Below are 22462 nucleotides of genomic sequence, written 5' to 3' on the forward strand. Positions count from 1 at the left end.
CCGCCCGGCTGTCATTCGACGATGAACAGGGGTTTGCCGGTCATTTCCGGTGCCACAGGCATGCCCATCAGCGTCAGCATGGTCGGTGCAATGTCAGACAGCACACCACCTTGCACGGCCCGGGCCTGGCGGCCGACATAAATCAGCGGTACCGGATCAGAGGTGTGAGCCGTATGCGGCTGGCCGGAGCTAGGATCAGCCATCTGTTCAGCGTTGCCATGGTCAGCGGTGATCAAGCATTCGCCTCCCACTTCCGCCAGCGCGGTCACAACCCGGCCAATACAGTGGTCAACCGCTTCACAGGCCTTGACGGCAGCGGCAAAAATACCGGTGTGGCCGACCATGTCGCCATTGGGGTAATTACAGATGATGGCGTCGTACTGGCCAGAATGAATAGCATCGACCAGCTTGTCGGTGAGCTCAGTGGAGTTCATTTCCGGCTGCAAGTCGTAGGTTGCCACCTGCGGTGACGGCACCAAAATACGGTCTTCGCCAGGGAAAGTCTGTTCGGTGCCACCGTTGAAGAAAAAGGTAACGTGAGCGTATTTCTCCGTCTCGGAGATGCGCAGCTGGGTTTTATCATGTTTGGCCAGCCACTCACCCAGTGTATTGACCAATGATTCCGGCGGATAGGCACAGGCGGCATCGATATCGGCAGCGTACTGGGTCAGCATGACAAAATCTGACAGGGCCGGGCGGCGGCCGCGATCAAACCCGGAAAAATCGTCGCTCACAAAGGCGCGGGTAATTTCGCGCGCCCGATCGGCCCGAAAGTTCATGAAAATCAAGGCATCGCCATCTTGCATCGGCACGGTATCGCCGATGCGGGTGGGCTTAACAAACTCATCGGTTTCATCACGATGATAAGCAGCATTAAGACCCTCACTGCCCGTGGCAGCGGCAAATTCCGACTTGCCTTCGGCCAGCAAGTCATAGGCGGCTTGCACCCGATCCCAGCGGTTATCACGGTCCATGGCGTAATAACGGCCAACCAGGCTGGCCAGGCGGCCTACTCCCAGCTCGGCGCATTTGCTGTCAACACCTTCAATTGACGCCAAGGCGCTTTTCGGTGGTGTGTCACGACCATCAAGAAAGGCATGCAAATAGACTTTTTTGGCGCCGCGGCGAGCCGCCAGTTCCAGCATCGCCAGCAGATGATCTTCGTGGCTGTGCACGCCACCAGGAGACAACAAGCCCATGATATGAACCGCTTTGTCTTGCGCCACCGCCTTGTCTACGGCAGTGACCAGGGCCGGGTTATCAAAAAAGTGGCCGTCGGCGATGTCTTTGCCAATGCGAGTCAACTCCTGATAAACCACCCGGCCTGCCCCTAAGTTGACGTGGCCTACCTCCGAGTTACCCATCTGCCCGGACGGCAGCCCCACATCCAAACCGGAGCCGGAGATCAGTGAGTGAGGCTTGTCGGCCCAGAGCCGATCGAGATTGGGGGTATTGGCCGCCAAAATAGCGTTGTTATCCGGGTTTTCCCGGTAGCCCCAGCCATCCAGAATGATCAGCACCAGCGGTTTTTTAGCCATCGTTTCACTTACCTTTTAAGCCTTACTACATCAGTACCTAGTGTACACACAAAGACTGATCACAAACCAGCCGCCAGGGCTGGTATTGACTGGCCACACGGGTATACTCAAGGCCCCTGAAAAACGTGCCGGAAACATCCATGAATTCATCAGAACTGCTGACCTTCCTTGCCAATCATCCCTACCTGACGGGGGGTTGGGTTGTACTGTTCCTGCTACTAGTGTGGTCACTGATCCAAGGCGCCACCTCCAAGGTTAAGGCAGTCAGCGCGCAACAAGCCGTCTTTCTGATGAATCAGGACAACAGCGTTGTGGTTGATATCCGCGCCAGTGCTGACTTTCGTAAAAACCACATTGCCGGTGCCATGAACGTTTCACGGGAACAAATTCTCAAAGGCGACTTAAAAAACCTTGAAAAGCACAAAGACGACCCCATCATCGTTGTGTGCAATGTCGGCCAGAGCGCCAAAGTCGCCGCCAGCCAGCTTGATAAAGCCGGCTACAACGCGGTCTACGTGCTGACCGGTGGCATGCAAGGCTGGCAAGATGCCGGTATGCCCGTCAAAGGCTAAGGAGCAGGTGATGGCCGATATCGTGGTTTACACCAAAAACTATTGCCCCTACTGTGTACGGGCCAAGATGTTGCTGGCCGACAGAGGCTTGCAGTTCAAGGAAATCTGCAACGATAACGATATGGAACGGCGGCAGCAGATGCTGAGTCTGACTGGCGGTGCCAGTTACACAGTTCCGCAGATTTTGATCAATGATCAGCTCATCGGTGGTTGTAGTGACCTTGAAGCGCTGATCAGAAACGGCCAGCTGGACGCCCTGGTGGGTGCCTGACGGCTAGACATAACAACATTACTGATACTTAACAGGTTTTATCATGGCTGAAGAACAAAACAACGCCCAGGCAACTGAACAGAACGCCCCGCAATTCCACATCCAGCGCATTTACGCCAAGGATATGTCTTTCGAAACCCCGAACTCACCGGCGGTTTTCCAGAAAGAATGGAACCCGGAAGTGAAGCTGGACCTGGACACCCGCTCCAACAAGCTGGACGAAGAAGTCTACGAAGTGGTGCTGTCACTGACCGTCACCGCCAAAAACGGCGACGAAACAGCCTTCCTGTGCGAAGTACAGCAAGCCGGTATCTTTACCGTTGCCGGTATGGACGAGCCGCAACTGGCCCACACCCTGGGTTCTTTCGCGCCGAACATCCTGTTCCCATATGCCCGTGAAGCGGTTTCCAACCTGGTCAACCGTGGCACCTTCCCGGCTCTGAACCTGGCACCGGTAAACTTCGACGCCCTGTTCGCACAATATGTGCAGCAGCGTGCTGCCGAGGCGCAAGCGGCTGAAGAAAGCCAGGCCTAAGCCAAAGAGCAAACGCATGACAGCCGACAATCCGGCCATTTGCGTACTGGGGGCGGGGTCTTATGGCACCGCCCTCGCCATTTCTCTGGCACGCAACGGCCATCACACTCTGCTTTGGGGCCATAACCCCGAACATCTGGCACAACTGGCCAAAGACCGTCAGAACAAGCGCTATCTGGAGGGTATTGCCTTTCCTGAGACGCTACAGATGGAACCCAACCTGGCCAAAGCAGTATCATCCTGCCGCGATATTCTGGTGGTGGTGCCCTCGCACGCCTTTGATGATGTGTTGCAACAGATGCAGCCCCATCTTCGCCCGGATGCCAGAGTGGCCTGGGCCACCAAAGGCCTGGAACCAGATACCGGCCGACTGCTACAGGACGCTGCCCGGCAGGTACTAGGCCCGGATATTCCCTTGGCGGTTGTCTCTGGCCCCACCTTTGCCAAAGAGCTGGCGGCCGGGTTACCAACAGCCATTTCCATCTCCAGTACCGATCAGGACTTCATGGCGCGGCTGACCGATTTGCTGCACTGTGAAAAGCGGCTACGCACCTACGCTAACCCCGATTTTATCGGTGTACAGCTTGGTGGTGCAGTCAAAAACGTTATCGCCATTGGCGCCGGTATGGCTGACGGCCTGGGGTTTGGCGCCAATGCCCGTACGGCATTGATTACCCGCGGGCTGGTAGAACTGTCCCGGCTGGGCGCCGCCTTGGGCGCCGACCCGGCTACCTTCATGGGTATGTCTGGGCTTGGCGATCTGGTTTTGACCTGTACCGACAACCAGTCCCGTAACCGCCGTTTCGGACTGGCGCTGGGGCAGGGTAAAAGTGCCGAGCAGGCCATGGCAGACATCGGCCAGGTGGTAGAAGGCTACCGCAATGCCAAAGAGGTTTACGCACTGGCACAGCGGCTAGGCGTAGAAATGCCCATCTGTGAGCAAATCTACGCGGTGCTCTACGAAGGACTGGACCCGCAAGAGGCGTCACGCAACCTCCTGGCTCGGGAACGAAAATCCGAGTCACTGGTATAAAAAACCGGCCCGATGGCCGGTTTTTTAGTGCATGCCTGGATAACCAAGCTGTCGCAGTGCTTCATAGCTGATGATAGCGACCGCGTTCGACAGGTTCAGGCTGCGGGAGTTGGCTTGCATGGGAATGCGAATGCGCTGCGCCGCGGGCAGGCTGTCGATAACCGGCATCGGCAAGCCGCGGGTTTCCGGGCCAAACAGCAATACATCACCGTCAGCGTATGTTGGTTCACTGTGCGGCCGGCTGCCTTTGGTCGTACAGGCAAAAACCCGTGGCTGGCCAAGACTGGCCAGGCACTCTTCCAGGCTGGCGTGCTGGCGCACCGAGGCAAATTCATTGTAATCCAGGCCTGCCCGGCGCAGGCGCTTGTCATCCCAGACAAAACCAAGCGGTTTAATCAGGTGCAGGGCGCAACCGTTGTTGGCACACAGGCGAATGATGTTGCCGGTATTCGGCGGAATTTCCGGCTGGTAGAGCACAATATGGAGCATCTTTACGCTTCTTTACCGGGGCCTAACGCCCCTTTGCATTGCAGTGGCTATGGTAAGAGCGAAGTCAATCACAGGAGTTACCCCATGAAAAGCTTTTTCCCCGTACTAGCCCTGATCACCGGCCTGGGTTTGTCTGCAACTACGTTAGCCAACGAACGCCCGCCACACCCGCCGCGGGACGGCGGCTTTGCCGGCATGATGCTGCTCAAAGAGCGGGTAGCTGAGCGGCTGGCACTGACCGAAACACAGCGGGCACAAATCAAAGCGTTAGTGGATGCCTACAAAGTTATCTATCCCTTCAATAAGGAACAGGCACAAGCCCGGCGCGCACAATTCAAAGCACTGATGGATGCCCCCACCTTTGATGAAGGCCAGGCCCGTAACCTACTGCAGGCTCGTACTGAGCAGCAACTTGCTCGCCTGAAACTGGGTCATGACGTAATTCAGGTGCTAAGCCCCGAGCAACGCGATAAACTCAACAACATGATGAAGCGACGTATGCACCGCCGTTAATAATGGTTAATCCTCACTATCAAAAGCTGGTTAAACGGGCGACATTGGCTTCAACCTGTGTCGCCATTTTATTGATCCTCAGTAAACTGGTGGCCTGGCTGCTAACTGGCTCGGCCAGTATGCTGGCGTCACTGACCGATTCGCTGATGGATGTATCAGCCTCACTGATCAACCTGTTTGCCGTACGCTATGCCATGCAACCGGCTGACAACGAGCATCGCTATGGCCACGGTAAAGCCGAGTCTCTGGCGGGCATTGCCCAGGCCGGTTTTATTGCCGGTTCAGCTGTGTTGCTGATCTTCAGCGCTACAGACCGCCTGATAAACCCCAAACCGCTGACCCAAACCGACGTCGGCATTATCGTCACCCTGCTGGCACTGGTGCTGACCATTGTCCTTATCAGCTACCAAGGGTATGTAGTCCGTAAGACCGGCTCCCAGGCCGTTAAGGCTGACGCTCTGCACTATCGCTCCGATATTCTGTTAAACATTGCCGTGCTGGTTGCACTGGTGCTGGGTAGCATGGGGTATTTGTGGGCCGATGGCACTCTGGCGCTGGCTATTGGTATCTATATTCTGGTCTCTGCGGTCAAGATCGCTCTGGAAGCAGGTAATACGCTGCTGGATCGGGAACTACCGGAAGAGCAGAAGCAAGACATTTTGCGCATCGTCAAAGAGCACCCCAAAGTTCATGGCGCCCATGACCTGCGCACCCGTCAGGCAGGCCCCACCTACTTTATCCAGATGCACCTTGAACTGGATGACACGATGCCGTTACTGGAAGCCCATAACGTTGCCGATGATGTAGAGCGGGCCTTGATGGACGCCTACCCTGGCGCGGATGTGATTATTCACCAGGATCCGCTGTCGGTTGTACCGCAGGAACAGCGCCCCTTTCCGGTAAGCGAAGAGTAAAGCACAGGCCATGAGGCGCCCGCAGAGCAACGCTCAGGGTGCCTCCCATCGCTCGGGCGGCCGCATCGGCAATGGCCAGCCCAAGACCCGTTTGCCCTTGATGACCTCGAGCCGGATCGCCACGGTAGAAGGGTTCAAATAACTTATCCAGCCGCTCTGGCGTCACCCCCGGGCCATCATCACAAACACTCAGCCGATAGCCACCAGCCTCAGGCTGTAAGGCAACCTCAATGTGATCACCATAACGGCAGGCATTAGACAGCAGGTTGTCCAACACCCGCTGCAATAGCTGCGGCCTGAAGCTGTAACACTGTTCAGCTGGCGCCGCCAGAGTGATGTGTTTATCCGGACATTGAAAACGCCAGTCCTGCACGGCACTGTTCATCTGTTCACACAAATCACCCTGTTGCGGCGCTTCCTGGTACAGAGCCGCCTCCAGCCGTGACAGGGTCAAAACCTGCTCAATCAGGTGTTCCAGGGTGTCACACTCTTTTTCAATGCGTTGGAGGTATTTGTTGTCATGCTGGGCGTCGCTGAGCAGCCCTGCCGCCAGTTTCAGCCGCGTCAGTGGTGAACGCAGTTCATGAGACACATCCGCCAGTAGGCGCTTTTGCCCGGCCAGCAGATCCTCCAGCTTTTGCGCCATGGCATTAAAGTCACGGCCCAGTTGCCCCAGTTCGCCTCCGCCTGGGCGCACCCGCGCACTAAGCTCTCCGTCACCCAAGCGCCGCGCCGCACGCGATAGCTGCCGTATCGGCCTTGCCAGCCAGGCCGCCAAGGCCAGGCTCAATACCATTACCAGCAAGGAAGAAAGCAACAATCTTACCCAGGCGGGCCCCTGCCAGAAGCGCTGCCAGGCACTCATCGGCTGAGGTGGCATCAGCCAGACAGCCTTCACGGCGCCATCCGCCGTGGCAATAGAGAAGGGCCCAAGGGCGCGCAGTGGCCCATGTTCCAGCACCTGCAGGCCGTCATTGGAGGCAACCAGTTCCGGGATCCGCCAATGGCGGATCCGCTGGCGATTAAGCGGCTGCAAGCTGGTGGGATTGAATAACACCAACACTCGGCTTACCCGGCTATCAAGCAACCGGGCCAGGGGTCGGTCAGCAAAGCGCTGCAGATGCCGTTCCAGCCGCTGCAGCTGTTGCTGTTCATTCGCCGTTGCCGGGCGCAGTGGCGCTTCATCGCGCAAGTGCTGGCTGAGCAAGATATTGCCCAGCAGCATCAAGGTCAGGGCCAGCCAGAACCAGAGAAATAACCGGCCGGCAAAACCCGTCAACCAGCTGAGCCACCAGCGCCGTTTCACTGCACCTCCGTGATCAGCTGGTAGCCGGCGCCACGGAGCGTACGGATCGCTGGCTCTTGATGAATATCGCTGAGCTTCTTGCGGATGTGGGAGACATGAATATCAATGTGCCGATCATAGGGCTGCAAGCGACGGCCAAATGCCTGCTGGCAGATGGCTTCCTTGCTGACCACCTCTCCGGCATGTTCAAAAAGCACAGTTAGTACCCGAAACTCGGCGGCGGTCAGCTCCAGCCGCTGACCATGGTAGCGGGCTTCCAACCGTTCGGGCTGCAAGTCCAGGGCGCCAACGCTGGCCACCAGTGGCACCCGGCGCCGTAAAATCGCCTGGATCCGCGCTACCAGTTCCCGGTGGGAAAAGGGTTTGGCAACATAATCGTCCGCACCCAGTTCCAACCCCAGCACCCGGTCCACTTCTTCGCCGCGGGCAGTCAGCATCAGCACCGGCACCTGGCTTTTCTGCCGCAACTGGCGCAGCACGGAAAAACCATCCTGCCCCGGTAGCATCACATCCAGCAGCACCAGATCCGGGTGCTCAGCCAGGGCTGCAGCCAAGCCATCCGAACCATTGTGACGGCAGCTGACACTGAGCCCATGGCCCCCCAGATAATCACTGAGCAGCTCGCAGAGGCTTTCATCATCGTCAATGACAAGAATATCGGTCATGTTGTCATCCTAGCGCGCCGATACTGCTAGCCAAGCGCCTTTACGCATTTTTACGGTTCATCGGACATCGCCGGGGAGTCACCGGCCAGCTTACGGGTCAGGGTATTACGGCCCCAGCCGAGATAGCGGGCCGCTTCTTGTTTGTGGCCGTTGCTGTGACGCAACGCAACGCCAATCAGGGCTGCTTCCAGCTGCTGCTGGGCATCTGTCGCAATACCGCTGAAGCCGGCGGCCAGCTGCTCATCAGCCCATTCCTGCAAGGCGGCCACCCAGCCCAGGGCCGGTGCTTTGGCTTCCAGTTCGGCTGGTAAATCTGACGGTAGAATTTCCTGGCCGGCAGCCATTACCGTCAGATAACGGCAGGTGTTTTCCAGCTGCCGAACGTTACCGGGCCAGGGCAGGCTGACCAAGCGTTCTACCGTGTCCGGGTGCAGGTGCCGCTGTGGCATGTCTAGCTCACTGGCAATGCGGCCAAGAAAATAGTCTGCCAGCCGGGGAATATCCTCACGCCGCTGTGCCAAGGGCGGTAGTTGGATCCGAATCACATTCAGGCGATGAAAGAGATCTTCACGGAAACGGCCTTCCTGCACACCTTTTTCCAGATCCTGATGAGTGGCCGCGATGATCCGCACATCCACTTTAACGGTCGTGGCACCACCGACCCGGTAGAACTGCCCTTCCTGCAATACCCGCAGTAAGCGGGTCTGCGCCGACAATGGCATGTCGCCGATTTCATCCAGAAACAGAGTGCCCCCGTCAGCCTGCTCAAAACGCCCCTGGCGCTGGCCACTGGCGCCGGTAAAGGCGCCTTTTTCGTGGCCAAAGAGTTCAGATTCAATCAATTCGGCCGGAATGGCCGCCATATTAATGGCCACAAAAGATTTGCTGGCACGAGGACTATGGCGGTGCAAAGCACGGGCAACCAGTTCTTTGCCGGTACCACTCTGGCCATTGATCAGCACCGATACCGATGACCGTGACAGCCGGCCAATGGCACGAAACACCGCCTGCATCGCCGGCGCTTCACCGATGAGATCAGGCAGAGCCGCCTGGGCCTCTCGCTGCTGTTCACTGCTCTGGGTACGTTCACTGGCCGCCCGCTGCACCAAGGCCACCACTTCATCCAGATCAAAAGGCTTTGGCAGGTACTCAAAGGCACCGGTCTGATAAGCGCTCACAGCCGTGTCGAGATCGGAGTGCGCGGTCATGATGATCACCGGCAACTGCGGGTGACTGTGTTGCAATTGCTCGGTCAGTGCCATGCCATCCATGCCCGGCATCCTGACGTCGGTGATCAAGACATCCGGTTGTTCCTGCTGTAACGCCGCCAGCAGACTACTGGCATCAACGAAGGTCGCTACCTGCATGTTGTGCTGGCTCAAGGCGCGTTCCAACACCCAGCGAATCGCTGCGTCATCGTCCAGGATCCACACCGTCATGCCGTTTCCTCCATTGGCAGGTACAACGAAAACACCGTATGCCCCGGTGCTGATTCCAATTCAATACGCCCGCCATGCAAGGCTGTGAGCGACTGGGCAATGGCCAAGCCCATTCCCGAGCCGTCGGCCCGGCCAGTCACCAAGGGGTAAAACAAGGTATCTTTGAGCTTGTCCGGTACACCGGGGCCGTTATCTTCCACATCAATACGAGCCACCATACGATACCGGGCACCTTGCAGGGTCACACCTGACACCACCCGCGAACGCAACGTCACCTGACCGTTGCCGGCCAATGCCTGCACCGCGTTTTGTACCATGTTCAATAGCGCCTGTTCGATCTGGTCGGGGTCGATGGCTAAATCGGGCAAGGACGGATCATAGTCACGGCTGATGGATACCTGATCCGGTTTTTGCATGGTGACCAAGTGGCGCACCCGCTCTAATACCTGATGAATGTTGGTACGCACTCGCCGCGGCTCGGTTTTGGGCCCCAGCAGCCGGTCAACCAGCTGTGTCAGCCGGTCAACCTGAGCCAGGATCAGATCCGTATACTCCCGCTGATTGGCGTTCAGCTCCTGGGCCAGTAGCTGCGTCGCCCCACGCAGCCCACCCAGCGGGTTTTTGATTTCATGAGCCAGGCCTCGCAGGATCTCCTGGCTGGCCTGTTGCTGTACCTGCTGAAACGCTTCGGCTGACAAGCGCTTGAGCTGGTCAATCGGTGTCAGTTCAATCACCAGCAGCGGCGGTGTTTCAGACAACCGCGAAACGGCCATCTCCACCTGGTTTTGCCCCAGCTGGCAGTCGGTATCAATAAAACCCTGACCACTACGCAAAGCCTCACTGAAGCGCTGGCTGTCCAGTGTTTTAGGTGGCGCCAGCAACACCGGCAACACCAACCCCAAACACTTGCTGCGGGAAAATCCCAGCAGCGACTCGGCAGCGCTGTTGATGTAGCGCACCGCCAGTTGCTCGTCCACCAGCACAATGCCGGTAGTCAGGTTGTCGAGGATCTGCTGCGTATCCACCTTGCCTCCATTTTGCACCAAGATGGTGCAAGACTCAGTGTAGAGAAAAAAGACAACACTGACTACTGTTTGAGCCAGATAAACGATGACTGCGTAGTAACTGCCAACCCGTCTTTGCACGGCTACCAACGGAGCCCATGATGCTATTGACCAGCCTGCTACTGGCCACCGGCCCAACCATGACCCAACATCCTTGGTCGCTAGGCGTTGCTGTGATCCATTCCCCCAGCCCCTATAAAAGCCTGAGTAACCAGAACCTGTTGATCCCGCTGGTGGGTTATGAAGGCCGGCACCTTTACCTGCGTGGCCCGGCAGCCGGTTACTACCTCAGCCGCAGTCAGGCGTTTACGCTATCTCTGGCAGTACAGCTCGCCCCCTCCCGGCTCAACACCGCTGACGCCCGCGATCCACAGATTCGCCAGCTTGATGATCGGCAATTCAGTGTACTCGGTGGGATCAAAGGTCAGTGGCGTAGCGCTGCTGGGCACTGGTCCGCAACATTGGCTACCGATATTACCGGGCGCCACCATGGCCAATATGCGGAACTGGCTTGGGATTATCCGCTGCAAATGCCCACTTCCGCACTGCAGCTGAGCCCGGGTGTGGGCGTGAATTATTATTCGCCAGACTATGCTCGCTATTATTTTGGCGTCAGTGCCGACGAGGCGCAGCGCAGTGGCTTGGCGCTATGGCAGCCAACGGAGGCTATTAACCCTTTTGTGCAGTTATCGGTGCGCTGGCGTATGGCTCAGCGCTGGCAAGCCATAGCATCGTTACGGCAAATGTGGCTCGACAGCCCTCTGAAGAACAGCCCGCTGGTTAGCGGCCAGAGTGCTGTGAGCGCTTTTGCTGGTATCAGTTACCGCTTTTAGGCGGCGGGATGCGCGCGCGGTGTAGATAGAAGGTTCGTGGTTCACTGGTTGCCAGTACCTGCTTTTTCGCTCCCAGCAGGCGGGCACTGAGCTGGTGCTCACCGCGGTCAATGTTATGCAGTTTGAAATGCTCGCTGGCAGTGGCAGGCCCCACTGCTTTGCCGTCCATCAGCAGTTGCAGTTTCTGGCCACGCTGCATTTCTGGCACCACCGCAACCACTACCGACACATTCCCTTCGTTATCACGCAGGGTTTCCTTTTCCGCTGGCAGCATGATCCGCAATTTAAAGGTGACTTTCTCGGCCGGCGCGGGAGCCGCTTGCAACACACTGGGGTCAGCCTTCACGGTACGTACCGACTGTGCTGGCGTAACCACCACTTCCTCAGCCTGGTCATGGGGTTTGTCAGAAAAGTGAACGACGCCCTGCGCATCAGTCCAGCGGTAAATTTTGTCCGGTTCCGCCGCCTGCAAACCCAGGGCCAGCAGCAGTAACGTCAGGGTTGTCAGCACACGCATGGCAAGTCTCTCCCGGCTGTTTATATGAGTGTAGACAAAACCAAAACGACGCCGTTGTCCATGGCAAATAAAAAAGCCCACCGCAAGGGTGGGCAACACAGAGCAGCAACTTTGGGGGAGTTACACGCTGTAATAGAGCTCGAATTCCACCGGGTGCGTGGTCATCGCCAGGCGCTGGGTTTCTTCAGACTTCAGCGCGATATAAGCATCAATAGCGTCGTCAGTGAAGACGCCACCTCGGGTCAGGAACTCACGGTCCGCATCCAGAGCCGCCAGGGCTTCTTCGAAGCTGGACGCCACAGTTGGGATCTCAGCGGCCTCTTCCGGCGGCAAGTCGTACAAGTCCTTGTCCATGGCATCGCCCGGGTGGATCTTGTTCTGAATACCGTCCAGGCCCGCCATCAGCATGGCGGCAAAGCCCAGGTACGGGTTGGCCGTCGGATCCGGGAAGCGCACTTCAATACGGCGGGCTTTCGGGCTGGTGACATAAGGAATACGAATGGACGCTGAGCGGTTACGGGCGCTGTAAGCCAGCATCACCGGCGCTTCAAAGCCCGGTACCAGACGCTTGTAGGAGTTGGTAGAGGCATTGGTGAAGGCGTTGATGGCTTTGGCATGCTTGATAATACCGCCAATGTAGTACAGCGCTTCTTCTGACAGGCCGCCGTATTTGTCACCGGCGAAGATGTTCTTACCATCTTTGCTCAGTGACTGGTGGCAGTGCATACCGGAGCCGTTGTCACCGACGATTGGTTTCGGCATGAAGGTCGCACTCTTGCCATAGGCATGGGCGACGTTGTGCACAACGTATTTGTAAATCTGAATTTCATCGGCCTTGGTAGTCAGGGTATTGAAGCGGGTAGCCACTTCGTTCTGACCAGCGGTAGCCACCTCATGGTGGTGTGCTTCTACCACCAGGCCCATTTCTTCCATCACCATACACATGGCACTACGGATATCCTGGGCAGAATCGACCGGCGCAACCGGGAAATAACCGCCTTTAACACCCGGGCGGTGGCCCATGTTGCCGCCATCATATTCACGGCCGCTGTTCCAGGCTGCTTCCTCAGAATCGACTTTGTAGAAAGCGCCAGACATGGTGACGCCAAAACGGACGTCATCAAACATGAAAAATTCCGGCTCCGGGCCGAACAAAACCGTATCGGCAATACCGGTAGACTGCAGATAGGCTTCAGCGCGTTGGGCAATGGAACGCGGGTCACGGTCATACCCTTGCAGGGTCGCCGGCTCAAGAATGTCACAACGCAGGATCAGTGTGACCTCTTCAGAAAAAGGATCCAGCACCGCGGTACTCAAGTCAGGCTTGAGGATCATGTCAGACTCGTTAATGTGCTTCCAGCCCGCGATGGATGAGCCGTCGAACATCTTGCCGTCTTCCAGGAAGTCAGCATCAACCTGATGGTGGGGAATAGATACGTGCTGCTCTTTACCTTTGGTATCGGTAAAGCGCAGATCAACGAATTTAACCTCTGCGTCTTTGATGAGATCGAGAATGTGCTCAACAGACATGAAATAAAACCTCCGGTAGAAGATGTTGACGCCGCATCCGGGCATCGCTGCCCGTCCTGTTACAAATCCCTTGCCAAGATCACAAAGTACTTTATATACAAATACTTGAATAGCAACCTCAGCAATGTAACAGCCACTTTTGCACCACTTTGGCTCGGCGTTCGCACCAACTTAGTGCAACCTTGAACGGGCTGCTTTAAAAACAGTTTACGCCGGGTACTGTTAATGTCATGCGGCTTGAGTACAATAGCGGCCATTTTTTCGCCTGAGGCCCCCCTTGTGATCAACAAGCTGAGAAACATCGCCATCATCGCGCACGTCGACCATGGTAAAACCACCCTGGTAGACAAGCTGCTGTCCCAATCCGGTACGCTGGAAAGCCGCGGCGAGCTCGCCGAACGCGTGATGGACTCCAATGATCAGGAACGTGAGCGTGGTATCACCATCCTGGCCAAGAATACCGCGATCCGCTGGACCTCTCCTGCCGGCGAACAATACCGCATTAACATCGTTGACACCCCCGGACACGCCGACTTTGGCGGCGAGGTTGAGCGGGTACTGTCAATGGTGGACTCTGTACTGTTGCTGGTTGATGCCCAGGAAGGGCCGATGCCGCAAACCCGCTTTGTGACACAGAAGGCGTTCGCGCAGGGCCTCAAGCCGATCGTCGTGATCAACAAAATTGACAAACCGGGCGCCCGCCCCGACTGGGTTATCGATCAGGTCTTTGATCTGTTTGACAACCTGGGTGCTACCGACGAGCAGCTGGACTTCCCGATCGTTTACGCTTCGGCGCTGAACGGCTGGGCAAGCCTCGATGACAGCACCGTCGGAACCGACATGACACCGCTGTTTGAAACCATCATCGACAAGGTGTCGCCGCCGGACGTTGACTTGGACGGCAGCCTGCAAATGCAGATCTCCCAGCTGGACTACAGCTCCTACGTTGGCGTTATCGGCATCGGCCGCATCAAACGCGGCAAAATCAAAGTGGGCCAGCAAGTAACTGTTCTGACCGCCGATGGCGCCAAGCGTAACGGCAAAGTAGGCCAGGTACTGGGCTACATGGGTCTGGAGCGCTTTGAAGCCAATGAAGCCACCGCCGGTGACATCGTTGCTATCACTGGCCTGGGTGAACTGAAAATTTCCGACACCGTTTGCGATGTGAACGCCCTCGAAGCACTGCCGCCGCTGACCGTTGACGAACCGACTGTCACCATGAACTTCTGCGTTAACACCTCGCCGTTCTCCGGCCGTGAAGGCAAGTTCGTGACCTCCCGGCAGATCCTTGACCGCCTGACCCAAGAGCTCAAACACAACGTTGCGCTGCGGGTATCGGAAACGCAGGATCCGGATACCTTCCGGGTGTCTGGCCGCGGTGAACTGCACCTGGGCGTATTGATTGAAAACATGCGCCGTGAAGGCTTTGAACTGGCGGTTTCCCGGCCGCAGGTGATCATCCGCAGCAACGAAGCCGGTGAAAAGGAAGAACCCTTTGAAACCCTGACCGTGGACGTGGAAGAACAGCATCAGGGCAGCATCATGGAAGCCCTTGGCTTGCGTAAAGCCGAGCTGCGTAACATGGACATCGACGGCAAAGGTCGGGTACGGATCGACTTCATCATTCCGGCCCGTGGTCTGATCGGTTTCCAAACCGATTTCATGACCATGACCAGCGGTACTGGCCTGATGTACCACAGCTTCGACCATTACGGCCCGTACAAAGGCGGCACCATCGGTCAGCGCATCAACGGTGTGTTAATTTCCAATGCCACCGGTAAAGCCCTGGCCTATGCACTGTTCAATCTGCAAGAGCGTGGCCGCCTGTTCATTGGCCACGGTGTGGAAGTGTACGAAGGCCAGGTGATCGGTATTCATAACCGTGACAACGACCTGACCGTCAACTGCCTCAAAGGCAAGCAGCTGACCAACATCCGGGCCGCCGGTACCGATGACGCGCTGATTTTGACGCCGCCGATCAAAATGTCGCTGGAACGCGCCATGGAATTCATCGACGATGACGAGCTGGTGGAAGTTACGCCGCAAAGCATCCGTATCCGTAAGCGTCACCTCACTGAGAACGACCGTAAGCGCGCTTCCCGCGCCGCCAAGGACTAATCTCCCTCGGCCAATAAAAACGGCGCCTCATGGCGCCGTTTTTTTATGGCTCAGGCTGGTTTGCGGGCAACAATTTGCGTTACCGCCGCCCGGCCGGTGTGTAGCTCGCCTTCAATCACATCCCGCTCCAGTTCACGGGCGTGCAACCACTCCAGCCCCGGCAATTGTGCCTGTAGCTCGGCCAGGCTTAGCAGCCAGTCACGGTTTTTCGGGCCGCCGGTGCCAAAGGCCAGCTGCTCGGGGTGATACAACTCCGCCAGATAGACACCACCCGGGGCCAGTGCCGTGACAATACGGCTGTGCACGTCCTGCATTAGCTCCGGCGGCAGGTGGCAGAAGATATTGACGATACCGTGCCAGTGGCCATCACCCAGCTCTGCTTCAGCTAAATCACTGATGCGATAATCAAGGCTGACACCATGGGCTGATGCCAAGGCCAAGGCCTTTTTTCGGCCATTTTCCGCACCATCAATGGCACTGACCTGGTGGCCCTGACGGGCCAGAAAAACACTGTTGCGGCCTTCACCTTCACCGATACTCAATACCTTGCCGGTGGGAAGGTGCTGAACGTAGTCGGCCAGAAAGCCGTTGGGCTCCGTGCCATAAACATAGTGATCTACTGCAAAACGATCATTCCACATGACAAACTCCCATTAATGACTAGCCGCAGCATAACTGAGCCGCCGGGCAATTTCAGGGCCGTTGACAGAAGCTGCGGCCTTTACCAGCTACAGTACCGACTCACTGACCACCAACCATCGGAGATAGCAGGGCGCCACCAACTACCGCATTCATACTGACCCAATGACGAACTAAAAGTGCCCTTCAGCACCAGTATTTCCACTACCCTCGACAATCGCCCCATGGGCGTCAAGATTCGGCAGTGCGGTTCAACTCAAGGTTTTCGATATTCATTCGGACTATTTGCCTTGAGTCCATATACATCTGGACGAGATCATTCTTATTAATTCCAGACTCCTATGGGAATGCCTCTATTTCTGACAGGCTACTATCAAGAAGCTCGATTGCTTTTATTTCGCACTCTCTATCACTACTCATAAAATCACTTGATTTTCTTGCTCATTAGTTTTTGTACGATATTTATTCTTCCGAATGAACCCATTGTGAGTGCAAATAGTAAACGCTGTATTCATTCGCGTACAGAATCGCTACTACCGGATCTGAAGGATCTTTTTGTGTGCTAACCGCAACGAGGGTTGGTGTTTTAATTGCGCGGCATGATTTATATTTGTCGAGTACAGACAGAGAGTATTCCCCCTCTTTCTATAACCCAATTATATGCATTCTCTTTTTCCGCAAGTAAAACTGCCTGGGTTAAGGATTTATGGGCCATCCGCATATTTGTCTAGGTTTAGCCGATAATCTTGAAATTTCTCGCAATCATCCATCAGCCGTGCTCGATCAGATTCAGTTAAATTTCCATTTTGCTTGATCTACTTAGAGACACCTTCTTCACATGTGGCATTTACGATACAAGGAACTGCTAAAAACGCTAATACAAATACTCTCAACATTTTCATCGTTATTTCCATTTGCTCGATCCGTGAGGATTACTAACGCCCGCATTTGAGGCCGTAGTGTAGGCGAGAAGCGCCGGAACGGAGATCCCAGGCCACAAAGTGGCCGCCCAAGATGCGCTTGTTATGTGCTTGGATAGTAAACAATTGAGCTCCCCTCAGCTAATGCCTCTTCGTAGAATCCAGAAAACACGCGATAATTATCTGTGTTGAGCACATCGACCACTAACGCCTTCCCTGTAATATTTTTGATGTTAGAAAAGCCATATCTTAAACATTCGGCCTTGGCTAAATCGAAATCTATTTCTTGGTCATCTTGAGCTAAAAATAAAATACATTTGTGAATGTGGTTCAGTTCGGGATGGTTGTAGTCATATTCATTGCCACCTACAAACTCACCTTCAAATCCATACAATATGATAGTCTTCACTGAACTCTCTCTGACACATAACGTTTGGCTAAGGGGCGGCCCGCCGCAGGCGGGGCGTCCCAACGAGCAACACGAGCATGTTTGAGCCGCTTGTTAGCCATTGAACGAAACAGGCTTAGGGTTTCGGTCTTTTTTTCTTACGACTACGGTGCCTGCAAGTTTGTCATGCCACCCTTGCTTGCGATCGTCGAATGCGACCCAGACGTACCCTAGGCCAAGAGGAATAAGCGACAGGTAGTAAGCAAAGTAACGACCAATTAGTTGGCCAGTGCTGGGAGCATTACCTGTTTTTGCGTCCACGATTTTTGCAGATATAGCCATTTTTCCTGGGGTGGCTTGTTTTGCCACCCAGAATAAAATTACAGCGACGACTGGAAATACCCATGACAGTAAGAAATCCATAGGGCCTTGAACAATTTTTTCACTTTCCCAATACGACTCGCCATAGAACGCAGTAAGGAGAGGCCAAATAATCACTCCGAGTAGTACAGTATCAATCAAAGATGCACCAGCGCGCGGCCAGAATCCCACATATTCAAGTTCTTCAGTGTTCATAGGTTTTCCCTTTGTTTTTATGGCTAACGCCCGAAATCAGCGGCGCCGAATCGCGTAGCGGGTTGGCGTCCACTGGATTGAGTTGTTAGCCGCAAACAATTTCATGCGAACGATAGAAGTGCATTACAACTGTGTGACGGTGAAGCCATCTGCGCGCAGCAGTTCAAGAAGATTACTCGGTCCGAAGAGATGACCTGTACCCACGACCACGAACGCCGGATCGCCATCGGTTACGAGTAATTTGTTCAAGGCCTTCGCCCAGCGCTTGTTGCGGTCAGCAACGAGGAGCTTGTAGATTTTGGGGTGACCTGCAAACCTTTGGTGAGACATACGCGCCAACTGGACGGTATCGCCGGTGCGCCAGGCGCGAACGATAGTTGCCTTTGTATCTGGTAGCTTGACAAGCTCTTTTGCAACCATCGAAAGCCATGTCGCTTGCTTTTTGGCGGGAATAGCCGCAAACGTTTTTAGCTGGTTGGGGAATGACTCGAATGCAGACACGCGCATTTGCTGCTGTTCGGCCTTTGCGTACAGGTACGGGCCGAGCTGCTGCTTCGGGTCAATCCCGTACTTCGCATTCGCTGCCTTGCTAAGAACGAGACATGCCAGCCATGGTTGGAGATGCGTGATGTTGCCGAATGGCAATGTAAAGGCAGTTGCAGCTTGCTTGACGTTTGTTAACTGATCATCGGTAAGCAAACTGCTAAGCGACTTGTCCGGCGGCAATACACCCAGCTTGCGAATGAGTTGTTGCACCTGTGCCGGGTCCTGCGCGTCCGTGCCGCCTTCGGTGACAAGTTCTTTGGATTGCGAGAACGCTCTGGTCATGGCGTCTGGCAACGGATAGTCCTTCGACGAGAGGACAGAGACCTCACCGGCTAAGAACAGCGTTCGATGCGAAGACGTAACCTTCCAAAGTAAGGTCTTGGACGAGCCTTGAACGGATGGTGTCGCTGGCTGACCGGCTAACGCTGAGCCAATCGTGCCGAGTGCTACAAACGCGAGTAGTACGAAAGTACAAGCGCTCTTCGTCATGTGTGTTACCTCTCCATTTTTTGCGCCGCTCTTGGCTGCTAACGTGATAGCTCAGCCGAGAGGAGCCGCAACGCGGCGACGAATCGGCTGGAGCGCCTTGTTAGCGGTTTTCACCGACCCATCGCTCCGTAACAAAGATTTTGTCAAGTTCATCCTCAAGTGAAAGCAAGTCTTTCTCTCTGTCAAAACCACGGCAGCCAGTATTGTGCCGTATCTCCTTAGTATACTTTTTAGTTTGCACAAGGATTCTTATTGATGGGTTATCCGTCCAATCTTCTTTACAACCGTCAGACTTACCGTAAACGTAATAATCCTTAAAGTCTTTTATTTTAGCTTTCTCTAATAGAGCAAGCGCACGTTTAAATGCACTAGATTCTCCATGCCCTGTATATAAACCACGACGTTTAACATATTTGCGACCCTCCCAAATAAATTCTCCGTTTTCAAACACAGTAATTATGTATGACGGGCATTTACCAAAACAGGTGGTACGCTGTAATTGAATGACTTGCGCTCTTGAGCCCGCGCTTGGTTCTTGCGCTTGGGCTCCATACCCAAATACAAAACAAGCCAAGAAAATTAATGTTCCAGAAGTTTTCATTCGTTTATCCCTAACGCCGCGCTCAGCGGGCCAAGTAATTCCGCGCCTTTTGTGGTATGAGCGTAGCGACCACAAAAAGCGCGGAATGGAGGTAGGTCCGACTGAAGCGCTTTGTTATTCGATTTCATTTTTTAAGCTCCATGAAATGGGTTTTTAGATGACATGTTATTGCCACAATACGCACAAACCAAAGATGTTGACAACATCACCCTGCCACAACCTTGACAAGTAACTTTCTCTTTTGCGAACGAAACCTTACCGTCCCTTTTTCCATCCATTAAATCAATTGTTTCGACATATTTTCTTAAATCGGACTCTAGCAATCCTGAGTGGTCTCTTAATAATGACCACATAGCTAAAGTTACCAACTTCAGTTGTTCATGACGCCTTTCAAGCTCTCTTAACCTTCGCTCTAAATTTAGGTTTTGACCATCTTGATATTTGGCTTTTTCCCGACCTAACTCTATATCCTTTTTTACGTCACTAATTTGACCTTGTTGAAATAAATCCCAAAACAAATCAATCACATAAACTCCTCGATTTATTTCCTTGCGCATAACGCCTGGCATGTGGGGCTGGCAACCGCAAAGCGAAGCGGCGCGGTTGGCAGTACCACACGATGCTATTGTTAGGCATTATTGCGCTACTCCATCTTTCCAAGCGTAATAGCTGCCTGTGGAAAACAAATGCTTTAGGTTCTTACTATCAACCCAAGGATAACGGGATAGATATGCTTCTTTCCATTTGGATTCATCTATATCTTTTCCTTGTTTCTCTGCCATTGAATAAACCAGATCATGTCCGTATTTCATGGCATCTTGAGCAATGGCATTATATTTATTCAATTCTTCTTGTGTGAAATGCGGATACACCTTACTTAAGCGCTCTTGAATTGGTTTTAACCATTCATCTCCCCACTCTTGTGCTAGGTCCAGCGCATAGTTTAATAGTGCTTCTTCACCTTGTTTTTTGATATTTGGCTTGCGACGCCGAAAAAGTAGTGTAAGAAGCTTGTTTATCATTTTTTATGCCTAACGCCAGCAGAATGGAGGTCCCAGGTCACGCAGTGGCCAAACTGGCTGCGTTTGTTATGTATGACTAGCATGACAACACCTTAGCGTAACCCATAATTTTATTTGCTTCATACACGTGCCAAGTAAATCCAGGTTGAAAAAGCTCTTTGTCTTGAGTGGCTATGATGCAATTTAATGTAGCCTCACAACTCTCCCCCGGTTTGAGAAGTTCATGATCGCTAAATTCCACTTGTCCTAAAAATGTGTAATCACGCCCGGGTATCCAATGATTGGGACGAATACCAGTTCCGTAGCCCTTACGACTCTCCATGCAGCTTTGATGCAACCCTATTTCTATTTTTAGGGTTAATTCCGTAGTCTCCAATTCTTGAGCACTCATGACACATAACGCCCGGCTAAACGGAGCGAATTTGAGCCGCTTGTTAAGTGTTTACAGGGCACGATAGTAGACATCAATATTGTGTGATGTGGCTAAATACTTTGACCCCTTTTGAGAAAAACAAACTTTCCTAACTTCCTTTTCTTCGTAGTTGTCTCCACCCACGATGGTTTGGTTTAGAGTCGTTGAGCTTGCACAAAAGCTATTGCCACCCACAGATTCAATGACTGTATTTTCAGGTGTGGAACGTGGCATAGAGCTTGGTTTGCCGACAGCTTTCATCGATGCCAATAACTGGCGTTTTGAAACAGACCGAGTATCCGCCCCCATGCCTGGGATATGCAAAGTTTGACTGATTTTATATTCCTTACCAAGCCACGGAGAGAATAAAGATACATCATTACTCATGTAAGCTTTTTCGAAATCGAGATAAATTGCAATTTTCTCGTCACCTGCTTGTGCGAAAGCAGATAACAAGACAACGATCCATAATAGATGCTTCATACTCTTCCTTACACTTAACATTTTAATACCGCGCATGCGTGTTTTTGCTCAAGCAAAGAACCGAGGAGATGCTACTAACTGACTGTATAGACTGGATAAATGATGAATCACAGCCATTCTCCTCCGTTGAAAACGAGCATGCGCATTTGTATGACATTTTGTGCGTAGTATCCCACTACACAATGTCCATAATTATCTGATACTGAAACATTTTAAGCGCTGATTCCAGTAGCAAATGAGCACAGGAGGTGCTGACATGGGACGGAGCCCATTCCTGGACCACATTCGTCAAGAACTCAGGTTGCGCGGATAGAGTATGCGCACGGAGAAGACATACCTTCACTGGATCAAGCGCTATATCTACTTCCACCGACTGACCCATCCGGAACAGATGGGGGCTCAGGAAGTGCGTACAACACCAATATATACCCATGTAATCGGACAGCACTTGGCTGGAACACGCAGCCCTATGGATGAACTATAAACGAGCAGCAGGATGGTATGCAGAGCCCAAGGGGATAGTTAGAAAGCCTAGAGTCTGCTTTGTGCCAAGCCGCTTCAGGCATGGGTATAGCCGCAAGGCCCGATACAAAAAAAGACGCCTAGGCGCCTTTATGGTTATTGCCGCGAAGCTGTACTCAAAAGCGAATGCTGAATGTTACCCGGTAATCCACCGACATCTTGCTGCGTAAGCCATCTTCTGGCAGCGGCATATTCAGCGGCAGCGCAATGTCTTGTTCAAGGGCGCCACCAAAGCGCAGTTCGCCACCGTTTCGTAATTGCACCGAAACAATATCCAGCTGCCCGCTTTGGCGTGATGGTGAATTCAACGACGAACTACCTATATGCCATTTGAAAACAGGAGGCTGCGGGGCTTGTTGCCGATCAATGGCCAGTGCTGGCGCGCTTGCCATAATGGTCAGCAGCATCAGTGCTATCTTGCGCATCGGATAAGCCCTCGCAGTGAAAACGTGGACTTATCATTGTTCAGCGGCTATTCACTCTCCAAGGCATCTTGATCACAAAACCACCGACAGCTGCACAAGACA

At 53.9% G+C, this 22462-nt stretch carries 27 protein-coding genes; 9 read left to right on the forward strand and 18 right to left on the reverse strand.

What is annotated here, in order from left to right:
• Positions 1 to 11: 11 nt before the first annotated feature.
• On the reverse strand, positions 12 to 1538 hold the full coding sequence (gpmM, locus tag WDB70_RS13110) for a 2,3-bisphosphoglycerate-independent phosphoglycerate mutase (RefSeq protein ID WP_406665061.1): 1527 nt from the start codon (positions 1536 to 1538) through the stop codon (positions 12 to 14).
• A gap of 140 nt (positions 1539 to 1678) precedes the next feature.
• On the opposite strand from gpmM, the gene WDB70_RS13115 reads away from it, so the two are divergent.
• From WDB70_RS13115 to gpsA, 4 genes are read left to right on the forward strand one after another with little or no spacing between them, the layout of a single operon-like run.
• Positions 1679 to 2110, forward strand: coding sequence for a rhodanese-like domain-containing protein (locus WDB70_RS13115; RefSeq protein WP_406665063.1), 432 nt, complete (start codon positions 1679 to 1681; stop codon positions 2108 to 2110).
• 10 nt (positions 2111 to 2120) lie between these two features.
• Positions 2121 to 2381 (forward strand): glutaredoxin 3, encoded by a 261-nt coding sequence (gene grxC, locus WDB70_RS13120; RefSeq protein ID WP_406665065.1) that lies wholly within the window; start codon positions 2121 to 2123, stop codon positions 2379 to 2381.
• A gap of 43 nt (positions 2382 to 2424) precedes the next feature.
• Entirely contained in the window at positions 2425 to 2916 is a 492-nt protein-coding gene (gene secB / locus WDB70_RS13125) for a protein-export chaperone SecB (RefSeq protein ID WP_406665067.1), read from the forward strand.
• A 16-nt stretch (positions 2917 to 2932) separates the two neighbouring features.
• Positions 2933 to 3949, forward strand: a complete 1017-nt coding sequence (gpsA, locus tag WDB70_RS13130) for an NAD(P)H-dependent glycerol-3-phosphate dehydrogenase (RefSeq protein WP_406665069.1) — start codon at positions 2933 to 2935, stop codon at positions 3947 to 3949.
• Between the two features lie 24 nt (positions 3950 to 3973).
• Here the strand turns inward: gpsA and trmL are convergent, their stop codons facing one another.
• On the reverse strand, positions 3974 to 4438 hold the full coding sequence (trmL, locus tag WDB70_RS13135; RefSeq protein ID WP_406665070.1) for a tRNA (uridine(34)/cytosine(34)/5-carboxymethylaminomethyluridine(34)-2'-O)-methyltransferase TrmL: 465 nt from the start codon (positions 4436 to 4438) through the stop codon (positions 3974 to 3976).
• An 84-nt stretch (positions 4439 to 4522) separates the two neighbouring features.
• On the opposite strand from trmL, the gene WDB70_RS13140 reads away from it, so the two are divergent.
• Complete coding sequence (locus tag WDB70_RS13140) at positions 4523 to 4951, forward strand: Spy/CpxP family protein refolding chaperone (protein WP_406665072.1); 429 nt, start codon at positions 4523 to 4525, stop codon at positions 4949 to 4951.
• A 2-nt stretch (positions 4952 to 4953) separates the two neighbouring features.
• Positions 4954 to 5865 (forward strand): cation diffusion facilitator family transporter, encoded by a 912-nt coding sequence (locus tag WDB70_RS13145; RefSeq protein WP_406665074.1) that lies wholly within the window; start codon positions 4954 to 4956, stop codon positions 5863 to 5865.
• On the opposite strand, the gene WDB70_RS13150 is transcribed toward WDB70_RS13145, so the two are convergent.
• From WDB70_RS13150 to glnL, 4 genes are read right to left on the reverse strand one after another with little or no spacing between them, the layout of a single operon-like run.
• Positions 5798 to 7171, reverse strand: coding sequence for a sensor histidine kinase (locus tag WDB70_RS13150; RefSeq protein WP_406665076.1), 1374 nt, complete (start codon positions 7169 to 7171; stop codon positions 5798 to 5800). The two genes, WDB70_RS13145 and WDB70_RS13150, sit on opposite strands and share 68 nt — an antisense overlap.
• Entirely contained in the window at positions 7168 to 7836 is a 669-nt protein-coding gene (locus WDB70_RS13155; protein WP_406665078.1) for a response regulator transcription factor, read from the reverse strand. The genes WDB70_RS13150 and WDB70_RS13155 overlap by 4 nt, the downstream gene beginning before the upstream one ends.
• A 50-nt stretch (positions 7837 to 7886) precedes the next feature.
• Positions 7887 to 9275: a nitrogen regulation protein NR(I) gene (glnG, locus tag WDB70_RS13160; protein WP_406665080.1), complete on the reverse strand. Its 1389-nt coding sequence runs from the start codon at positions 9273 to 9275 to the stop codon at positions 7887 to 7889.
• The gene (glnL, locus tag WDB70_RS13165) at positions 9272 to 10318 is read right to left on the reverse strand and encodes a nitrogen regulation protein NR(II) (protein ID WP_406668100.1); all 1047 of its coding nucleotides are present in this window, start codon (positions 10316 to 10318) and stop codon (positions 9272 to 9274) included. Before glnL ends, glnG begins: the two co-directional genes overlap by 4 nt.
• Before the next feature lie 119 nt (positions 10319 to 10437).
• On the opposite strand from glnL, the gene WDB70_RS13170 reads away from it, so the two are divergent.
• Positions 10438 to 11172, forward strand: a complete 735-nt coding sequence (locus WDB70_RS13170) for a MipA/OmpV family protein (protein WP_406665082.1) — start codon at positions 10438 to 10440, stop codon at positions 11170 to 11172.
• Here WDB70_RS13170 and WDB70_RS13175 read toward each other — a convergent pair.
• Both WDB70_RS13175 and glnA read right to left on the reverse strand, forming a co-directional pair.
• Positions 11156 to 11689, reverse strand: a complete 534-nt coding sequence (locus tag WDB70_RS13175; RefSeq protein WP_406665084.1) for a DUF4124 domain-containing protein — start codon at positions 11687 to 11689, stop codon at positions 11156 to 11158. The two genes, WDB70_RS13170 and WDB70_RS13175, sit on opposite strands and share 17 nt — an antisense overlap.
• Before the next feature lie 120 nt (positions 11690 to 11809).
• Positions 11810 to 13219, reverse strand: a complete 1410-nt coding sequence (gene glnA, locus WDB70_RS13180; RefSeq protein ID WP_406665086.1) for a glutamate--ammonia ligase — start codon at positions 13217 to 13219, stop codon at positions 11810 to 11812.
• Between the two features lie 279 nt (positions 13220 to 13498).
• On the opposite strand from glnA, the gene typA reads away from it, so the two are divergent.
• Positions 13499 to 15337, forward strand: a complete 1839-nt coding sequence (gene typA, locus WDB70_RS13185; protein WP_406665088.1) for a translational GTPase TypA — start codon at positions 13499 to 13501, stop codon at positions 15335 to 15337.
• 50 nt (positions 15338 to 15387) lie between these two features.
• On the opposite strand, the gene WDB70_RS13190 is transcribed toward typA, so the two are convergent.
• The 9 genes from WDB70_RS13190 to WDB70_RS13230 all read right to left on the reverse strand — a co-directional run bounded on the left by WDB70_RS13190 (position 15388) and on the right by WDB70_RS13230 (position 21413).
• Positions 15388 to 15978: a class I SAM-dependent methyltransferase gene (locus WDB70_RS13190; protein WP_406665090.1), complete on the reverse strand. Its 591-nt coding sequence runs from the start codon at positions 15976 to 15978 to the stop codon at positions 15388 to 15390.
• Positions 15979 to 16999: 1021 nt separating this feature from the next.
• Positions 17000 to 17305, reverse strand: a complete 306-nt coding sequence (locus tag WDB70_RS13195; RefSeq protein ID WP_406665092.1) for a hypothetical protein — start codon at positions 17303 to 17305, stop codon at positions 17000 to 17002.
• A gap of 93 nt (positions 17306 to 17398) precedes the next feature.
• Positions 17399 to 17860 (reverse strand): RDD family protein, encoded by a 462-nt coding sequence (locus tag WDB70_RS13200; protein ID WP_406665094.1) that lies wholly within the window; start codon positions 17858 to 17860, stop codon positions 17399 to 17401.
• A 123-nt stretch (positions 17861 to 17983) separates the two neighbouring features.
• Positions 17984 to 18895 (reverse strand): TraB/GumN family protein, encoded by a 912-nt coding sequence (locus WDB70_RS13205; protein WP_406665096.1) that lies wholly within the window; start codon positions 18893 to 18895, stop codon positions 17984 to 17986.
• 100 nt (positions 18896 to 18995) lie between these two features.
• A complete protein-coding gene (locus tag WDB70_RS13210) occupies positions 18996 to 19496 on the reverse strand; it encodes a DUF6438 domain-containing protein (RefSeq protein ID WP_406665098.1) in 501 nt (166 codons plus the stop codon).
• Positions 19497 to 19627: 131 nt separating this feature from the next.
• Positions 19628 to 20023: a hypothetical protein gene (locus WDB70_RS13215; RefSeq protein ID WP_406665100.1), complete on the reverse strand. Its 396-nt coding sequence runs from the start codon at positions 20021 to 20023 to the stop codon at positions 19628 to 19630.
• A gap of 108 nt (positions 20024 to 20131) precedes the next feature.
• The gene (locus WDB70_RS13220) at positions 20132 to 20518 is read right to left on the reverse strand and encodes a hypothetical protein (protein WP_406665102.1); all 387 of its coding nucleotides are present in this window, start codon (positions 20516 to 20518) and stop codon (positions 20132 to 20134) included.
• Positions 20519 to 20594: 76 nt separating this feature from the next.
• Positions 20595 to 20909 carry a hypothetical protein gene (locus WDB70_RS13225; RefSeq protein ID WP_406665104.1) on the reverse strand — a complete coding sequence of 105 codons (315 nt, stop codon included), beginning with the start codon at positions 20907 to 20909 and terminating at the stop codon, positions 20595 to 20597.
• Positions 20910 to 20960: 51 nt separating this feature from the next.
• On the reverse strand, positions 20961 to 21413 hold the full coding sequence (locus WDB70_RS13230; protein WP_406665106.1) for a hypothetical protein: 453 nt from the start codon (positions 21411 to 21413) through the stop codon (positions 20961 to 20963).
• Positions 21414 to 21729: 316 nt separating this feature from the next.
• On the opposite strand from WDB70_RS13230, the gene WDB70_RS13235 reads away from it, so the two are divergent.
• Positions 21730 to 21897: a phage integrase N-terminal SAM-like domain-containing protein gene (locus WDB70_RS13235; protein WP_406665108.1), complete on the forward strand. Its 168-nt coding sequence runs from the start codon at positions 21730 to 21732 to the stop codon at positions 21895 to 21897.
• Positions 21898 to 22051: 154 nt separating this feature from the next.
• On the opposite strand, the gene WDB70_RS13240 is transcribed toward WDB70_RS13235, so the two are convergent.
• On the reverse strand, positions 22052 to 22360 hold the full coding sequence (locus tag WDB70_RS13240) for a hypothetical protein (RefSeq protein ID WP_406665110.1): 309 nt from the start codon (positions 22358 to 22360) through the stop codon (positions 22052 to 22054).
• Positions 22361 to 22462: the final 102 nt, after the last annotated feature.

This window comes from Gallaecimonas aegicerasi (genome assembly GCF_045291545.1).
Classification (GTDB): Bacteria; Pseudomonadota; Gammaproteobacteria; order Enterobacterales; family Gallaecimonadaceae; genus Gallaecimonas.

What these genes read in the sequence shown, in the direction of transcription:
- gpmM (WP_406665061.1), bottom strand. Translation starts at nt 1,538, where the DNA reads ATGGCTAAAAAACCGCTGGTGCTGATCATTCTGGATGGCTGGGGCTAC.
- WDB70_RS13115 (WP_406665063.1), top strand. Translation starts at nt 1,679, where the DNA reads ATGAATTCATCAGAACTGCTGACCTTCCTTGCCAATCATCCCTACCTG.
- grxC (WP_406665065.1), top strand. Translation starts at nt 2,121, where the DNA reads ATGGCCGATATCGTGGTTTACACCAAAAACTATTGCCCCTACTGTGTA.
- secB (WP_406665067.1), top strand. Translation starts at nt 2,425, where the DNA reads ATGGCTGAAGAACAAAACAACGCCCAGGCAACTGAACAGAACGCCCCG.
- gpsA (WP_406665069.1), top strand. Translation starts at nt 2,933, where the DNA reads ATGACAGCCGACAATCCGGCCATTTGCGTACTGGGGGCGGGGTCTTAT.
- trmL (WP_406665070.1), bottom strand. Translation starts at nt 4,438, where the DNA reads ATGCTCCATATTGTGCTCTACCAGCCGGAAATTCCGCCGAATACCGGC.
- WDB70_RS13140 (WP_406665072.1), top strand. Translation starts at nt 4,523, where the DNA reads ATGAAAAGCTTTTTCCCCGTACTAGCCCTGATCACCGGCCTGGGTTTG.
- WDB70_RS13145 (WP_406665074.1), top strand. Translation starts at nt 4,954, where the DNA reads ATGGTTAATCCTCACTATCAAAAGCTGGTTAAACGGGCGACATTGGCT.
- WDB70_RS13155 (WP_406665078.1), bottom strand. Translation starts at nt 7,836, where the DNA reads ATGACCGATATTCTTGTCATTGACGATGATGAAAGCCTCTGCGAGCTG.
- glnG (WP_406665080.1), bottom strand. Translation starts at nt 9,275, where the DNA reads ATGACGGTGTGGATCCTGGACGATGACGCAGCGATTCGCTGGGTGTTG.
- WDB70_RS13170 (WP_406665082.1), top strand. Translation starts at nt 10,438, where the DNA reads ATGATGCTATTGACCAGCCTGCTACTGGCCACCGGCCCAACCATGACC.
- WDB70_RS13175 (WP_406665084.1), bottom strand. Translation starts at nt 11,689, where the DNA reads ATGCGTGTGCTGACAACCCTGACGTTACTGCTGCTGGCCCTGGGTTTG.
- glnA (WP_406665086.1), bottom strand. Translation starts at nt 13,219, where the DNA reads ATGTCTGTTGAGCACATTCTCGATCTCATCAAAGACGCAGAGGTTAAA.
- WDB70_RS13190 (WP_406665090.1), bottom strand. Translation starts at nt 15,978, where the DNA reads ATGTGGAATGATCGTTTTGCAGTAGATCACTATGTTTATGGCACGGAG.
- WDB70_RS13200 (WP_406665094.1), bottom strand. Translation starts at nt 17,860, where the DNA reads ATGAACACTGAAGAACTTGAATATGTGGGATTCTGGCCGCGCGCTGGT.
- WDB70_RS13205 (WP_406665096.1), bottom strand. Translation starts at nt 18,895, where the DNA reads ATGACGAAGAGCGCTTGTACTTTCGTACTACTCGCGTTTGTAGCACTC.
- WDB70_RS13210 (WP_406665098.1), bottom strand. Translation starts at nt 19,496, where the DNA reads ATGAAAACTTCTGGAACATTAATTTTCTTGGCTTGTTTTGTATTTGGG.
- WDB70_RS13220 (WP_406665102.1), bottom strand. Translation starts at nt 20,518, where the DNA reads ATGATAAACAAGCTTCTTACACTACTTTTTCGGCGTCGCAAGCCAAAT.
- WDB70_RS13225 (WP_406665104.1), bottom strand. Translation starts at nt 20,909, where the DNA reads ATGAGTGCTCAAGAATTGGAGACTACGGAATTAACCCTAAAAATAGAA.
- WDB70_RS13230 (WP_406665106.1), bottom strand. Translation starts at nt 21,413, where the DNA reads ATGAAGCATCTATTATGGATCGTTGTCTTGTTATCTGCTTTCGCACAA.
- WDB70_RS13235 (WP_406665108.1), top strand. Translation starts at nt 21,730, where the DNA reads ATGCGCACGGAGAAGACATACCTTCACTGGATCAAGCGCTATATCTAC.
- WDB70_RS13240 (WP_406665110.1), bottom strand. Translation starts at nt 22,360, where the DNA reads ATGCGCAAGATAGCACTGATGCTGCTGACCATTATGGCAAGCGCGCCA.